Annotated in this window: 16 protein-coding genes; 6 read left to right on the top strand and 10 right to left on the bottom strand. The window is 64.0% G+C overall.

Annotated elements, in window-relative coordinates; genetic code table 11:
* Positions 1–52: 52 nt before the first annotated feature.
* From rplI to rpsF, 3 genes are read right to left on the bottom strand one after another with little or no spacing between them, the layout of a single operon-like run.
* A complete protein-coding gene (gene rplI, locus AC07UX_RS02185; protein ID WP_495190384.1) occupies positions 53–658 on the bottom strand; it encodes a 50S ribosomal protein L9 in 606 nt (201 codons plus the stop codon).
* A gap of 12 nt (positions 659–670) precedes the next feature.
* Positions 671–895 carry a 30S ribosomal protein S18 gene (gene rpsR, locus AC07UX_RS02190; RefSeq protein ID WP_004212076.1) on the bottom strand — a complete coding sequence of 75 codons (225 nt, stop codon included), beginning with the start codon at positions 893–895 and terminating at the stop codon, positions 671–673.
* A 13-nt stretch (positions 896–908) separates the two neighbouring features.
* Positions 909–1,340: a 30S ribosomal protein S6 gene (gene rpsF, locus AC07UX_RS02195; protein ID WP_495190385.1), complete on the bottom strand. Its 432-nt coding sequence runs from the start codon at positions 1,338–1,340 to the stop codon at positions 909–911.
* Between the two features lie 241 nt (positions 1,341–1,581).
* Here rpsF and AC07UX_RS02200 point away from each other — a divergent pair, with 241 nt between their 5' ends.
* Positions 1,582–2,982: a GntP family permease gene (locus tag AC07UX_RS02200; RefSeq protein WP_495191759.1), complete on the top strand. Its 1,401-nt coding sequence runs from the start codon at positions 1,582–1,584 to the stop codon at positions 2,980–2,982.
* Between the two features lie 97 nt (positions 2,983–3,079).
* On the opposite strand, the gene AC07UX_RS02205 is transcribed toward AC07UX_RS02200, so the two are convergent.
* From AC07UX_RS02205 to AC07UX_RS02230, 6 genes are all read right to left on the bottom strand, one after another.
* Positions 3,080–3,448, bottom strand: a complete 369-nt coding sequence (locus tag AC07UX_RS02205; protein WP_495190386.1) for an RcnB family protein — start codon at positions 3,446–3,448, stop codon at positions 3,080–3,082.
* 237 nt (positions 3,449–3,685) lie between these two features.
* Positions 3,686–3,853: a hypothetical protein gene (locus tag AC07UX_RS02210; RefSeq protein ID WP_495190387.1), complete on the bottom strand. Its 168-nt coding sequence runs from the start codon at positions 3,851–3,853 to the stop codon at positions 3,686–3,688.
* A gap of 345 nt (positions 3,854–4,198) precedes the next feature.
* A complete protein-coding gene (locus tag AC07UX_RS02215) occupies positions 4,199–5,404 on the bottom strand; it encodes an ABC transporter permease (protein ID WP_495190388.1) in 1,206 nt (401 codons plus the stop codon).
* Positions 5,404–6,120, bottom strand: a complete 717-nt coding sequence (locus AC07UX_RS02220) for an ABC transporter ATP-binding protein (RefSeq protein ID WP_495190389.1) — start codon at positions 6,118–6,120, stop codon at positions 5,404–5,406. Before AC07UX_RS02220 ends, AC07UX_RS02215 begins: the two co-directional genes overlap by 1 nt.
* A gap of 5 nt (positions 6,121–6,125) precedes the next feature.
* The gene (locus tag AC07UX_RS02225; protein WP_495190390.1) at positions 6,126–7,661 is read right to left on the bottom strand and encodes an efflux RND transporter periplasmic adaptor subunit; all 1,536 of its coding nucleotides are present in this window, start codon (positions 7,659–7,661) and stop codon (positions 6,126–6,128) included.
* Positions 7,651–9,114, bottom strand: a complete 1,464-nt coding sequence (locus AC07UX_RS02230) for an efflux transporter outer membrane subunit (protein ID WP_495190391.1) — start codon at positions 9,112–9,114, stop codon at positions 7,651–7,653. The genes AC07UX_RS02225 and AC07UX_RS02230 overlap by 11 nt, the downstream gene beginning before the upstream one ends.
* Positions 9,115–9,294: 180 nt before the next feature.
* On the opposite strand from AC07UX_RS02230, the gene fabD reads away from it, so the two are divergent.
* A complete protein-coding gene (fabD, locus tag AC07UX_RS02235) occupies positions 9,295–10,230 on the top strand; it encodes an ACP S-malonyltransferase (RefSeq protein WP_495190392.1) in 936 nt (311 codons plus the stop codon).
* A gap of 20 nt (positions 10,231–10,250) precedes the next feature.
* A complete protein-coding gene (gene fabG / locus AC07UX_RS02240; RefSeq protein ID WP_495190393.1) occupies positions 10,251–10,991 on the top strand; it encodes a 3-oxoacyl-[acyl-carrier-protein] reductase in 741 nt (246 codons plus the stop codon).
* Between the two features lie 76 nt (positions 10,992–11,067).
* On the opposite strand, the gene AC07UX_RS02245 is transcribed toward fabG, so the two are convergent.
* Positions 11,068–12,288 (bottom strand): glycosyltransferase family 87 protein, encoded by a 1,221-nt coding sequence (locus AC07UX_RS02245; RefSeq protein ID WP_495190394.1) that lies wholly within the window; start codon positions 12,286–12,288, stop codon positions 11,068–11,070.
* A gap of 208 nt (positions 12,289–12,496) precedes the next feature.
* Here AC07UX_RS02245 and AC07UX_RS02250 point away from each other — a divergent pair, with 208 nt between their 5' ends.
* The 3 genes from AC07UX_RS02250 to mltG all read left to right on the top strand — a co-directional run bounded on the left by AC07UX_RS02250 (position 12,497) and on the right by mltG (position 15,292).
* Positions 12,497–12,730: an acyl carrier protein gene (locus tag AC07UX_RS02250; protein ID WP_007689016.1), complete on the top strand. Its 234-nt coding sequence runs from the start codon at positions 12,497–12,499 to the stop codon at positions 12,728–12,730.
* 181 nt (positions 12,731–12,911) lie between these two features.
* The gene (gene fabF, locus AC07UX_RS02255) at positions 12,912–14,171 is read left to right on the top strand and encodes a beta-ketoacyl-ACP synthase II (protein WP_495190395.1); all 1,260 of its coding nucleotides are present in this window, start codon (positions 12,912–12,914) and stop codon (positions 14,169–14,171) included.
* Between the two features lie 149 nt (positions 14,172–14,320).
* A complete protein-coding gene (gene mltG, locus AC07UX_RS02260; RefSeq protein WP_495191760.1) occupies positions 14,321–15,292 on the top strand; it encodes an endolytic transglycosylase MltG in 972 nt (323 codons plus the stop codon).
* The last annotated feature ends 8 nt before the right edge of the window (positions 15,293–15,300 follow it).

Genomic DNA, 15,300 nt, shown 5'->3' on the forward strand with positions numbered 1-15,300 from the left:
AAAAAGCCGCCCGTTGCGGGGCGGCTTTCTCGTTTGATCCTGGTAAAGGCGATCAGGCTTCTTCAGCCGTCTCTTCTTCTTCGTCGCTGCTGACCGAAGCGATTTCGCCCGGTTCGGCATTGGGATCATAATCTTCGGTGAAGCCAGCCTCGTCCTTTTCGAACAGATCGGCCATCACATCCACGCCCTGCGACTGAAGCTCTGCTTCTTCCGGCGAGCGGGCGACGTTGACGGTGATCGTCACGGCGACTTCGGGGTGCAGCGCGACCTTGACGTCGAACACGCCGAGCGTCTTGATCGGGCGTTCCAGAACGACCATCGCCTTGGTGACGTTGGTCACGCCATCGGCGTGCAGCGCGTCCACGACGTCACGGACGGCGACCGAACCATAAAGATGGCCGGCGTTCGACGACTGGCGGATCAGGACGATCTGCTTGCCGTTGACGCCTTCGGCAGCCGCTTCGGCGTCCGTGCGGCGAGCGGCGTTGTCGGCCTCGATCTTCGCGCGGTTGGCTTCGAAGACCTTCTTGTTGGCGTTGTTGGAGCGCAGCGCCTTCTTGTTGGGCAGCAGGAAGTTACGTGCGTAACCGTCCTTCACGGTGACGACGTCGCCGATCGCGCCCAGCTTCTCGATGCGTTCGAGGAGAATGATTTCCATGGGTCTTTCCCCTTACTTCACGATGTAGGGCAGCAGGCCCAGGTGACGGGCGCGCTTGATGGCCTGGGCCAGTTCGCGCTGCTTCTTGGCCGAAACGGCCGTAATGCGGCTGGGGACGATCTTGCCGCGCTCGGACACGAAGCCCTGAAGCAGACGAACGTCCTTGTAATCGATCTTCGGCGCATCCTTGGCGGCGAAGGGGCAGCTCTTGCGGCGGCGGAAAAACGGGCGTGCCATGATTCAGATCTCCTTATTCAGCAGCCGGGGCTTCTTCGCGGTCGCGGCGCGGGCCACGATCTTCGCGATCGCCACGGGGACCACGATCGCCGCGGGGACCACGGTCACCACGTTCGGGGCGGTCCTGCTTGCGCATCATCACCGACGGGCCGGTTTCCAGTTCATCGACCTTGATGGTCATGTAACGGATGATGTCTTCGTTGATCTGCGTCTGGCGCTCCAGTTCCGCAACGACGTCACCGGGGGCGTCGATGTTCAGCAGCACATAATGCGCCTTGCGGTTCTTGGCGATCTTGTAGGCGAGGCTACGCAGGCCCCAGGTTTCCACCTTGGTCACCTTGCCGTTATTGTCCTCGACGATCTTCGTGGCGGTTTCCGCCAGTGCATCCACCTGCGCCTGTGCCAGATCCTGGCGCGCAAGGAAGACGTGCTCGTACAGAGCCATGTCATGCCTCATCTGTTGGCCGATCGCTGACGCCCACCCCATGTGGAACGCCCCTCCGGCTGTCGTCTCAATGCTTCGCGCTGACGCCGAGTCACCCCGGAGCCGATGCGAAGGCGCGCCTATGGCCGAAACCGGCGGGAAAGGCAAGCGGCTTGGCCTTCAAGCATTGACTGCTCTTATCTTGCCTAAAGCCGGGGAGGTGGCCAAGCTGTTCCCCGGAACAAGGGAGAGGGGTATGGCCATGGCCGTCGCGATCGCTGCACTGTCGCTGATATTGCTGATGATCGCCGCCTATCGGGGGATGAGCGTCATCGTCATGGCGCCGCTTCTGGCGATGCTGGCGGTGTTCCTGACCGATCCGGCCGCCGTTCCGGCCGCCTTTTCCGGCCTGTTCATGGATCGGGTGGGTAGTTTCCTGAAACTCTATTTCCCCGTGTTCCTGCTGGGTGCGCTGTTCGGCAAGCTGGTGGAGATATCGGGCTTTTCCCGCGCGATCGTGACCGCGGTGATCGGCTTCATCGGCGCGGGCCGGGCGATCCCGGCGATCATGGCGGTGACGGCCTTGCTCACTTATGGCGGCGTATCGGTATTCGTGGCGGTCTTTGCCGTCTATCCCTTCGCGGCCGAGATGTTCCGGCGGGCGGACATTCCCAAACGCCTGGTGCCGGCCACCATCGGCCTTGGCGCGCTGACCTTCACCATGGATGCGCTGCCCGGCACGCCGCAGATCCAGAATATCATCCCGACCAGCTTCTTTGGCACCACCACATGGGCGGCGCCGGTGCTGGGGCTGATCGGATCCTTGTTCATTGCGGTCAGCGGCCTTGCCTATCTGGGCTGGCGACGCCGGGCGATGCTGGCGGCGGGGGAGGGCTATGGCGCGCCCGAAACGCTGGTGAACGAACCTGAACAGCGGGACGAGGCGGATCGCGTCCATCCGCTGATCGCGCTGTTGCCGCTAGTGGTGGTGGGGCTGGGCAATCTGCTGCTGACGCTGGCCATCCCGCGCTGGGTGAGCGGGCCGGATGTGACGCTGTCGCTGCCCGGCATGGCGGAGCCGGTGGCGGTCAAGGTGGCGCAGCTGTCGGCGCTCTGGGCGGTGGAGGGCGCACTGCTGCTGGGCATCGGCACGATCCTGCTCTTCGCCTTCCGCACGGTGGCGCAGCGCTTTGCCGAAGGATCGAAGGCGGCGGTCGGCGGCGCCTTGCTGGCCGGCATGAACACGGCGGTGGAATATGGGTTCGGCGCGGTCATCGCGGCGCTGCCCGGCTTCCTGATCGTCAAGGATGCGTTGCGCGCCATTCCCAATCCGCTGGTCAATGAAGCGATCACCGTCACGTCGCTGGCGGGCATTACCGGATCGGCGTCCGGCGGCCTGTCGATCGCGCTCGCCGCGATGGCGGAGCAGTTCGCGGCTGCGGGCGATGCGGCCGGCATTCCGCGCGAAGTGCTGCACCGGATCGCCTCCATGGCGAGCGGGGGCATGGACAGCCTGCCGCATAATGGCGCGGTGATCACTTTGCTGGCGGTGACGGGCCTGACCCATCGGCAGGCCTATAAGGACATTTTTGCGCTGACGATCATCAAGACGCTGACCGTCTTCTTGGTGATCGCACTCTATTATCTAACCGGTCTGGTCTAGGCGCACCGACGCCCCGGAGCGGGGAGCTCCGGGGCGCTTTCAATGGATGGGTGCGGGCCGGTGCGGATGCGCCACAGGCGCACTTCCAAATAGGCCCTTATCGGATGGCGTTGCCGACGACGGCGCCGATCAGGCCGCTGGTGATGGCGATCAACACCGCGTCATTGCCCGACCGAACCCACTGCTGGCCACGGGGCGGGGCCGACAGGCGGTAGTCGCGATAGTTGCTGATCACGCGATAGTTGCTGGCCTGACGACGGTCGAAGCGCTGGCCCTTGGCCCAGCGGCGGTGCGTATCCTTGCGCACGACCGTCTGCTTCTTCACCACGGTGCGGCCATTGGCCTTGTGCTGGACGGTGGTGCGGCTGACCTCGTGACGGTTGGGGGCGGCTTGCGCCTGGGCGGTGACGATGGGGCTGGCGACCAGGGTGGTGGTGGCCAGGGCCATGATGATCTTCTTGAACATATCTGGTTCCTTCTGCCTTGTTACGGGCGCCTTTTCCGTGGCGTCGAAGACAGAGATAGGCGGTGCTTGTCGCGCTGATGTGTCGCGCAGAGGCCAAGATTGTCGGAAATTGTAACAAATTGAAATTTAAGCTGAACTGTTGTTCAGGAAGGATGGAATGGCGGGGATTTGCGAGTGCTTGAATCGAAAAGCCCCGCAGCATGGACTGCGAGGCCTGGGCGTCGATATGAACGGCGATCAGTGGGGCAGCGGCGTCGCCGTCACCACCATGCGGGCGAGCAGGATGGGTTTGTCCTTGCCCTCGATAACCGGGTTGGGTCCGCCGACGGGCGCTGCCGCCATGGCGGATAGGCCAAGGCCAAGGACCAGCGCGCTGCTGGCGATGCTAAGGGCGATGGTCTTCATGAGGGGCTTCCTTCCGCGCCGCCGGGGTGGCGGCATGAAGGGCATTAGGAAAGGGATGTCGCAGGATTATGCCGGGAGGAGGGGACTTTGTCGGAAAGTGTAACGGGCAGGGTTGGGTGGGAAGGGGATCGGCGGGTTTTGAGTGTAATGCCCTGGATAGCGTCATCCCAGCGAAAGCCGGGATCCCAGGCAGGCGCACATTGCGTCGACGGATAGCGCAAGACGGCTGGCCTCCTTCTACTACCGCCTGAGACCCAAGCCTGCGCTGGGGTGATGGCTATGGTACAGATCGGAAGGACAGCGATAAGTCCGCAAATGGCCCAAATCAGCCTCTACCCAACGCCTCTACTCATGCCGCAGCGCGTCGATCGGATTGAGCGCCGCCGCGCGCCGCGCCGGGAAATAGCCGAACACCACGCCGATCGCCGCCGAAAAGAGGAAGGCGATCGCGTTGACCTTCAGGTCGAACAGAAAGGGCACCTGCATCAACGGCGCGATGGCGAGCGAAGCGATCAGCGCCAGGAATAGCCCGATCAGGCCGCCCAGGCAGGATAGCACGATCGCCTCTACCAGAAACTGCATCAGCACTTCGCGCGCGACCGCGCCGATGGCGAGGCGGATGCCGATTTCCCGCGTCCGTTCCGTCACCGATACCAGCATGATGTTCATGATGCCGATGCCGCCGACCAGCAGGGAAATCGCCGCCACCGCGCCCACGATCTGGGTCAGGATGGTGGTCGTGCCGGTCAGCGTGTCGCTGATCTGCTTGGTGTCGAAGACGTTGAAATTATCCTCCTGGCCCGTCTTGATCTTGCGCCGTTCGCGCATCAGCTCCTCAAGGCTGGCCTGTACCGTGCTGGTGTCATAGGCATCGTCCACCGCGACCATGATCTGGCTGATGTCGCGGTCGCCGGTGAAGCGGCGCTGCACGAACTTGATCGGCATGACGACGACATCGTCCTGATCGCCAAAGCCCCCCTGTCCGCGCGTGGCGAGGACGCCCACGACCTGACAGGATACGCCCTTGATCCGCATCCGCTTGCCCACCGGCTCGGCGCCCTGGAACAGGTTGGTGCGCACCGTATTGCCGATGATGCAGACGGATTTGCCCGCTTCCTCCTCCTCCGGCAGGAACAGGCGCCCGTCCGCCACCTTCCACGACTGCACCTCCGAATAGGCCGATGTGGTGCCATAGACGGTGGTGGACCAGTTATTGCCTTCGTAGATTGCCGTGCCGCTCGACTGGACCACCGGCGCCACCGCGCGCACGCCGGTCAGCTGGTTTTCGATGGCGGTCAGGTCGCGTTCCTTGAAGTCGGGTGGACGCGGCCCGCCGCCGCCGCGGCCGAAGCCCTGTCCGGGGCGCAATTGCAGCACATTGGCGCCCAGCGAACTAATCTGTTCGCGCACGGCCGCCGTCGCGCCATTGCCCAGCGTCACCATGGTGACGACCGCCGCCACGCCGATGATGATGCCAAGCGTCGTGAGGAAACTGCGCAGCTTGTGCCGGTTGATCGCGCGAAAGGCGAGGATGACGGTGGTGCCCAGCATTATGCCGTCACCCCCGCTTCGATGCTTTCGACCAGCCCGTCGCGGAAGTGGACGATGGTACGCGCGAAGGCGGCCATGTCCGGCTCATGCGTCACCATCAGCACGGTGATGCCGCTATTCTTGTTGAGATCGGTCAGCAATTCCATGATTTCGATCGATCGCTGGGAATCGAGGTTGCCGGTCGGTTCGTCTGCCACCAGCACGTCGGGCTGGGTCACGATGGCGCGGGCGATGGCGACGCGCTGCTGCTGGCCGCCGGACAGTTCGGCCGGCGTATGATCCCACCAGTCCTTCAGGCCCACCTTGTCGAGCGCGGCCATGCCCATCTCGTAGCGCAGCTTCTTGTCCTCGCCGCGATAGAGCAGGGGTAGCTCGACATTCTCCAGCGCGGTGGTGCGCGAGAGCAGGTTGAAGCCCTGAAACACGAAGCCAAGATAGCGGCGGCGCAGCAGCGCCCGCTGGTCGCGGTCCAGCACCTCGACATGATGGCCCTTGAACAAATAGGTGCCACCAGACGGCACGTCGAGGCAGCCCAATATGTTCATGGTCGTGGACTTGCCCGATCCTGACGGCCCCATGACGGCGACGAAATCGCCCTGCTGGATATCGAGATCGACACCTTTGAGCGCCTGAAACGCGGTCGGCCCTTCGCCATAGACTTTCGTGACGCCGCGCAGCGAGATGATGGGCGAGGAAATGACGGGATGGGGGCCCATGGGGGTCAGGTTCCGCTCTGACGACCGGTGCCGCGCGTTGCGGCAGGCGCGGCCTGTCCGCCCGACGGCGCAACCGGTGCCGTCTGCGGCGCGGCATCGCCCGAATTGCCGAGTTTGCCGACACTGGCAGGGGTGCCGTCCGCGGCCGGATTGGCGTTGCGGCGGTCGCTCTTCCGATCGGCGCCCGCTTCGGCCTTGTCATCCTCGACCGGTACTTGTTGCCCCGCCGCCAACTGGCCGGTGATGACGCGCATACCAGATTTCAGGTCGCCGCCGGTGATGGCGGTGCGCGATCCGTCGCTGGCGCCCACCGTCACCTGCATCGCCCTGGGATTGCCATCCTCGCCCACGACATAGACGGTCTGGCTGCTGCCGGCGCCGAACTTCACCTGCCGATTGGCGCCCCCGCGCCGCATCCGGCCGGGGCCGGGCAGGACGCTGGTGATGCCGCCACCCTGACCGGCGGCGCTGGGCTTGAAGCGCAGCGCGCTGTTGGGTACGAGCAGAACGTCATGCAGCTCCTGCGTCACGATGTCGGCCGTCGCGGTCATGCCGGGGCGCAGCGTCTCATCCTTGTTATCGACCGACAGCACCGCCGTGTAAGCGACCACCGTGCCGGTGCTGCTGGTCGTGGTCGTGCTGGACGAAGACGAGCTGCTGCTGCTCGACGCATTCGAACCGACATTGACCCGCGTGACCTTTGCCGGGAAGGTTCGGCCGGGGAAGGCGTCCACGGCGAAATTGGCGCTCTGGCCCTCCTTCACCTGACCCACATCGGCTTCGTCCACCGACACTTCGACTTCCATTTGCGTCAGGTCTTCGGCCAGCGTGAAGAGCACCGGCGCGTTCAGCGATGCCGCGACCGTCTGCCCCGGTTCGATATCGCGCGACAGGACCACGCCGTTCACGGGCGAGACGATCTGGGCGATCGACAGGTTGGTCTGGGCGGTGGAAAGCTGCGCGCGGGAGACATTTACCTGCGCCTGCGCCGACCGCAAATTGGCGAGCGCGCCTTGATAATCGGCGCGGGCCGAATCCATTTCGGTCTTGGCGGGCACGCGGCCGCCCGACAGTTTGAACACGCTTTCCTGCCGGTCGAGCGTGGCTTTCGCCAGCGCGACCTGCGCCTGCGCCTGCGCGACGCTGGCCTGGCTGGACGCGACCTGTGCCTGGTTCTGGTTCACCGTGTCGACCAGTCGGCGGGTGTCCAGTTCGGCCAGCCTCTGTCCCTTGGTCACGCGATCGTTCACATCGACATAGACTGCCGTGATCTTGCCCGACTGTTCGGACCCCACATCGACCTGATTGATCGGCTTCAAATTGCCGGTGGCGGAGACGCTGACGGTCAGGTCGCCCTGCCGCACTTCGCGGGTCGCATAATTGGGCTTGTCCTCGCCCGAAAAGCAGCGCGCGACCAGCAGGATGAGGATCAGCAGGACGACGCCCACGCCGCCCCGGATCACCCATTTGCGCCATGGCTTCTGCGGCTTTTCGCCGAGGAAGTCGCTCAGATCCTTGTCCGGGGTCACATCATTGCTCATTGGGGCGATTGTCCATGTTCTGCCAGCCGCCACCCAGCGCATTGTAAAGCTGGGCGATGGCCAGAACCTCGTCGGATTGCGCGGAAGCCAGGCTGTTGCGCGCGTTCAATAAACTGGTCTCGCTGGTCGAAAGCGTCTGAAAGTCGATCAGGCCGACCTGGTACTGACTGCGCGCCAATATGGCGGCATTGTTCGACGCTTCATAGGCAGTGGCGAATTCGACCTTGCGCCGCCGCGCGCTGTCGAGCGAGGCCATCGCATTTTCGACATCCTCCAGCGCGCCGAGCACGCTTTGCTTGTACGCGGCGAAGGCGGCGTCGGTCGCGGCCTTTTGCGACCGGACCTGCGAGCGTAGGCGGCCGCCGTCGAAGATGGTCTGCGCCACATTGCCGAAGACGCCGCCGGTGATCAGGCTGAACAAATCTTTAAAGGCGTTCGAGGTGGTGCCGATATTGCCGCTGATGCCGAGCGAGGGATAAAGCTGCGCCTGCGCCACCCCGATCCGCGCCGTCGCCGCCGCCAATGCCCGCTCGGCGCTCCGCACATCGGGCCGCTGGCGCAGCGTGTCGGCGGGAATGCCGGTGGCGATCTGCGTGTCGGCGAAGGGAATGGGCGCGGCGGTTTCCAGCGCGCGGGTCGCTTCGCCCGGCGCCTGGCCCGTCAGCACGGCGATGCGGTTGAGGCTGCCGCGCAGGCTGGCTTCCAGCTGGGGTACGCTGGCGTTGGTCTGGGCCAGCTGCGCCTTGGCCTGTTGTTCGTCCAGTGACGACACGAGGCCGGCCTGCAAGCGCCAGCCGGCAATGTCATAATTATCCTTTTGCACCGCCTGCGTCTCACGCGCGATCGTCAGCTGCTGCTGCGCCAGGCGCGCCTGCACATAGTTGGTGACCAGTTCGGCTATGATGGTCATCCGCACATTGGCGAGATCATATCCCGATGCGGCGAGATCGGCGCGGGCGGCTTCGGACGAGCGGGACAATTCGCCGAACAGATCGACCTGCCAGCTGGCATTGGCGCCCAGCGAATAGGTGCTGGACCAGTTGCTCGCGCCGGTGCTGATCACGTTGCCGCTGTCATCGACGCGGGTGCCGCCGGCCTGATTGCGGTAATTTTTCCCGCCGCTGCCCGATCCGCTGAGTTGCGGCAGGAAGCTGGCATTGGCCTGACGCAGGCTCTCGCGCGCCTGCCGCAACCGGGCCTGCGCCTGCACGATGTCCAGATTATTGGCGATCGCATTGTCGATCAGGCTGCTGAGCGCCGGGTCGTTGAGCCGCGTCCACCAGGTCGCCAGATCGGTGTCGCTTAGTGCAGCCCCTGATAGGGCGCCGGCCCCCTGATTATAGCTGTCCGGTACGCCCAGCGCGCTCGTCTGCGGCGAGTGATAATTCGGCCCCGCTGCGCAGGCAGACAGCATGAGCGCCGTCCCGCTGATCCATGCAAAGCGATATCGCACCTTTTCCTAGCACTCCGTCATCGTTAAAGGGGCCGCCACGCGCCATCCCGCAAGAAGATGGCGGACGTCCATGCTCTGACTGCCGCAGGGCCATGTACGTCTCAATGACATTTATGTCTCAAAGTGTAACGATTTTATATTGCAGCGCTTTTCGGCAGGCGCGCTGCATTGGAGATAATCATGCGGGCATTTCTTTTTCCGGGGCAGGGCAGCCAGTCGGTGGGCATGGGCAAGGCTTTGGCGGACGCCAGCCCCGCGGCGAAGGCGTTGTTTCAGGAAGTCGATGACGCCCTGTCGCAGCATTTGTTCCGCATCATGGTGGAAGGGCCGGACAGCGACCTGACCCTGACAGAGAATGCCCAGCCCGCAATCATGGCCAATGCCATCGCCACGCTGCGCGTGATGCAGAAGGAAGGCGGCTTTTCGCTCAGCGACAAGGGCGATTATGTCGCCGGTCACTCGCTTGGCGAATATAGCGCCCTTTGCGCGGTCGAGGCGTTCGACATCGCCACCACCGCGCGCCTGCTCAAGCTGCGCGGTCAGGCGATGCAGGCCGCCGTGCCGGTGGGCGAGGGCGCGATGGCCGCGCTGCTGGGCGCCGACATCGAAAAGGCGCAGGCACTGGCCGACGCCGCGGCGCAAGGCGAAGTCTGCACCGTCGCCAACGACAATGACCCCTCGCAGGTGGTGATTTCCGGTCATCGCGGCGCGATCGAGCGGGCGGTGGCGATGGTGAAGGACCATGGCATCAAGCGCGGCGTGCTGCTGCCGGTATCGGCGCCCTTCCACTGCCCGCTGATGCAGCCCGCCGCCGAAGCGATGGAGGAGGCGCTGGACAAAGCGACGATCAACGCGCCGCTGCTGCCGGTCTATGCCAATGTTCTGGCCGCGCCGATCGCCGACACGCAAGAGATCAAGGCGCGTCTGGTCGAGCAGGTCACGGGCCGCGTCCGCTGGCGCGAATCCGTCGCGGCGATGTGGGACGCGGGCGTGACCGAGTTCGTGGAAGTAGGTGGCAAGGTGCTCGGCCCCATGGTCAAGCGCATCGCCCCCGACGCAACCGTGCGCAGCATCGTGACGATGGACGATATCGAGGCCGCGCTGGCGGCTTTCTGACAGAATAGGGAATAAGAGACATGTTCGACCTTACAGGCATGACCGCGCTGGTGACCGGCGCTTCGGGGGGGATCGGTTCGTCGATCGCCAAGGCGCTGGCGGCGCGCGGCGCGACGCTCGCGCTGTCGGGCAGTAATGAGGAGAAGCTGAAGGCCTTCGCCGCCGAACTGGGCGGCGACCACAAGACCCTCGTCTGCAACCTCAGCGATCCGGCCTCCGTCGATGCGCTGGTGCCGCAGGCGGTCGAAGCGCTGGGCGGCAAGATCGACATCCTCGTCAACAATGCCGGCATCACGCGCGACAACCTGATCCTGCGCATGAAGGATGAGGAATGGCGCGATGTCATTTCCGTCAATCTGGAAGCCGCCTTCCGCCTGGTCCGCGCGGCCGCCAAGCCGATGATGAAGGCGCGCTTCGGGCGCATCATCTCCATCACCTCGGTCGTGGGCGTCACCGGCAATCCGGGACAGGCAAATTATTGCGCGTCGAAGGCGGGCATCATCGGCATGTCCAAGTCGCTGGGTCAGGAACTGGCCAGCCGCGGCATCACCGTCAACTGCGTGGCGCCCGGCTTCATCCGCTCGGCCATGACCGATGCGCTCAACGATGCGCAGAAGGGCGCGATCCTGACCAAGATTCCGGCCGGCGACCTGGGCAGCGGCGACGATATCGGCGCGGCGGTCGTCTATCTGGCGAGCAAGGAAGCGGGGTACGTCACCGGCCAGACGCTGCACGTCAATGGCGGCATGGCGATGATCTGATTATCCTCAATGCCCCTCTTTCTTCAGGGTGACTGGCGACATGTGCGTCGGTCATGCTCGAAAAGGAGGGGCAGGATCAGATGAGCCGTAATTTTCCGACATTCGGCAGCGTCAGTCCATCCAGCAGCACTGCCCGCCGCATCGCCAGCACCAATATGGCGATGGCTGCGATCAGGTTGATCGGCACATGGGCAAGGTCCGACAGAGACCGGCCGAACAGAGGCGCGATCCAGGCGTAGGCGAGCCAACTGGGTTCCCATGTCAAAGTGCCGCGCTTGCGCATGTCGGCCCACAGGAAGGCGATCGCCACGCCCAGCAGCACGAAGTCATAGTCGAGCACATAGGGCGTGCAGAGCAATGCCGCGCTGAGCGCGGCGGCGCCGCGGACCTCCATCGATCCGCGTCGCGCCGCCAGGGCGGCGGCCGCCACGGCGATCGCGGTAACCGCGCCCTGCACCATATAGGCAAGGGGGATCGAACCGCCCCATTGCCGGATCGCGGAAAAGGGACTGGGTATCTTCTCCCAGCCGGTATCGCCCGCTTCTATGACGATATGCCGGGTCAGCGGCAGGGAATCGAGGAAAGCCTGCCAGACCGGCCAGCCCCAGATGGCCATGGTCAACAGGCAAAGCGCCGTCGCGGTCAGTCCCGCCGCGAGGAAGGCCCGCATGTTTCCCCGCGCCAGGATCAGCACCGGGATGAGCACGGCAAATTGCGGCTTATAGACCAGGGCGCCCAGCAGCATCCCGGCCAACCATGGGCGCCGATCGAGCAGCAACATGCCCGTGCCCAGCAGGCTGGCGGTCAGGAACGCATTCTGGCCGTGGCCCAGGCACAGCAATACCACCGGCGCGCCCAGCGCGACCAGCAGCGCGTCCCGGTCGTCCGGCAGGATCCGCCGCACCAGGCACAGCGCCAGCGCCAGCGTCGTGCCCTGCCAGATAATCAGGGCCAGCACATAGGGGCATTGCGCCAGCAACGTGGCTACGATCAGGAAGGGCGGAGGATAATGCCAGCCGTAAAAGGGGATGGCCGGATCATGGTGCAGTTGTTTCTGCACCGCATAATGGCTGGGCCAGTCCCATGCCTGCACCGCGCGGCCATGATCGGCCATCCAGCCTGCGGTCCAGACGTTGGAAAAGTCGGTACCCAGCGGGCGGCCGAACGAATCTACCGTACCATGGGCGGTCGCGAACAGGGCAAGAAAGCCGATGACGGTCGCCGCCAGTGCCAAAATCGCCGTCAGTCGCACGCGGGCATGCGTGACGCATGAATCGGGGGAGGGGAGGGACGCCATGCCCTCGTCCCTCGCACGAAGTCGCTGAAATTTTGGTAAATAGACCGTTATCATGCGCGAAAAGGGCGATTTTTATGGCCCCATGATTGTGCGATCGCATGAAGGGGCTTGGCGGCCTTGCCTCTTGCCTCTATCGGAGCTTGGCACTAGGGCAATGCCTTAACGGTTATTCAGAACCACCAACGATACCCAGTAAGAAGGACCACTCATGAGTGAGACCGCGGATCGCGTAAAGAAAATCGTCGTCGAGCATCTGGGCGTTGAAGCCGAGAAGGTGACCGAGGACGCCAGCTTCATCGACGATCTGGGCGCGGACAGCCTGGACATCGTCGAACTGGTGATGGCGTTCGAAGAAGAATTCGGCGTCGAAATCCCCGACGACGCTGCCGAAAAGATCGCGACCGTCAAGGACGCGATCGATTATATCGACAGCAAGCAGTAAGGCGTTTCGCGGCCCGTGCGTCGTTCGCTCGGGCCGCTCTGCGCGTTAGGAAATGGCTCCTCCTGTCCGGTAATCCCGGAGTGTGGGGAGCCTTTTCGTATCTGGTGCGCCGTTCACAAATGCTGTTCGAGCAACTAGATGGAACGGCGTTGAGCCAAAGAGAATATTTCGGAGCAAGCATATGCGTCGCGTCGTCGTAACCGGCCTTGGCATGGTCAGCCCGCTGGGCGGGAATGTCGAAACCAGCTGGAAGAATATCATTGCTTCCAAATCGGGCGCGGCCACGATCGCCCGCTTCGACGCCAGCGAATATAAATGCCGCATCGCCTGCGAAGTAAAGCCGGCGGGTCATGAATATGGCTATGACGCCAGCCTGGACGTCGACCACAAGATCCAGCGTCAGGTCGATCCCTTCATCGTCTATGGCATTTCCGCCGCCAGCGAAGCGCTGCGCGACGCGGGCCTGGACAATATGTCGGAAGAAGAACGGCTTCGCGCGGGTTGCTCGATCGGTTCGGGCATCGGCGGCCTGCCGGGCATCGAAAGCGAATCGCTGGTGCTGGCCACCAAGGGGCCGAGCCGCGTGTCGCCGCACTTCGTCCATGGCCGCCTGATCAACCTGATCTCCGGCCAGGTGTCGATCAAATATGGCCTGATGGGGCCGAACCATGCGGTCGTCACCGCCTGTTCGACCGGTGCCCATTCGATCGGCGACGCCGCGCGCATGATCGCGATGGACGATGCCGACGTGATGCTGGCGGGCGGTGCGGAAAGCGCGATCTGCCCGATCGGCATCGCCGGCTTTGCGCAGGCGCGCGCGCTCAGCACCAATTTCAACGACACGCCGGAAAAGGCGAGCCGCCCCTATGACGTCAACCGTGACGGCTTCGTCATGGGCGAAGGTGCGGGCGTGGTGGTGCTCGAAGAATATGAGCATGCCAAGAAGCGTGGCGCGAAAATCTATGCCGAAGTCATCGGTTACGGCCTGTCGGGCGACGCCTATCATGTCACTGCCCCGCATCCGGAAGGCAGCGGCGGTTTCCGCTCGATGCAGATGGCGCTCAAGAAATCGGGTCTCAGCCTTGAGGACATCGACTATGTAAACGCGCACGGCACATCGACGCCGCTGGGCGACGAGCTGGAACTGGGCGCGGTCAAGCGGCTGTTCGGCGACAACCTCAGCACCATGTCGATGTCGTCCACCAAGTCGGCCATCGGCCATCTTCTGGGCGGCGCGGGCGCGGTAGAAAGCATCTTCTGCATCCTCGCCATGCGCGACCAGATCGTGCCGCCGACGCTCAACCTCGATGAACCGAGCGAAAGCTGCAAGGGCGTGGACCTGGTCCCGCACATCGCCAAGGAACGCAAGGTGCGCGCGGTGCTCAACAATTCGTTCGGCTTCGGCGGGACCAACGCCTCGCTTATCATGAAGGCGATCTGATAATGATGGGACGGCCCGTTTCGTTGTTCCCCGGCGAAGGCCGGGGTCCAGCAGCGGCGCCAGAACTAAGCCCTTGTCGGGAGTCATGTGCCTCCCGCCAATTTCGCCAGGGACCATATTAATCCATGGCAAGACGATCCGGCAATCCGATGCGGCGGCTTGGCTGCATCGTCCTTCTGATCGGCCTCCTCGTCGCGGCCTTCATCGGTTTCCGCTTCGTCTATGGCTGGAGCGAGAAGGGGCCGGCGACACAGGACATCAGCGTCGTCGTGCCGGAAGGATCGACCCTGTCCGATGCGGCGGTGCTGCTGAAGCAGGCGGGCGCGGTGCGCTCGGCCGACGCTTTCCTCACGCGGGCCAAGGTCTTCGGCGCGGGCAAGGCGATCAAGGCGGGCGAATTCACTATCCCCGCCGGCGCCAGCAATAGCGACATCCTGTCGATCCTTCAGGGCGGCAAGACGCTCACCCGCCTCATCACCATTCCCGAAGGCATGCCGTCCATCCTGGTCTATGAGCGGCTGATGGCCAACGACCAGCTGACCGGCGACATCAAGGTGCCGGACGAAGGCAGCGTGCTGCCCGACAGCTATGCCTTCGACAAGGGCGAGCCGCGCGCCGTCGTGCTGAAACGCATGCAGGCGGCGATGGACAAGCTGCTGGCCCGATTATGGGCCGAGCGGGGGCAGGGGCTGGTGGTCAAGACCCCGCGCGAAGCCGTTATCCTGGCCAGCATCGTCGAAAAGGAAACCGGTGTTCCGGCGGAACGGCCGATGGTCGCGGGCGTCTATGCCAACCGCCTGCGCACCAACATGATGTTGCAGGCGGACCCGACGATCATCTACCCGATCACCAAGGGCAAGCCGCTCGGTCGTCGCATCCGCAAGTCGGAAATCGCGGCGGTGAACGACTATAACACGTATGCGATGGTCGGACTGCCCAAGGGGCCGATCGCCAATCCGGGGCGCTTGTCCATCCTGGCGGTGCTGCATCCGGCCCAGACCAAGGCGCTCTATTTCGTGGCCGATGGCAAGGGTGGCCATATCTTCGCCGACACCTATCAGCAGCATAATGAAAATGTGCGCAAATGGTTCGAAATCCGCCGCGCGCGCGGTGAGCTTTGAAAAATCCT

Source organism: Sphingobium sp. GW821-FHT02B05 (assembly GCF_059421905.1).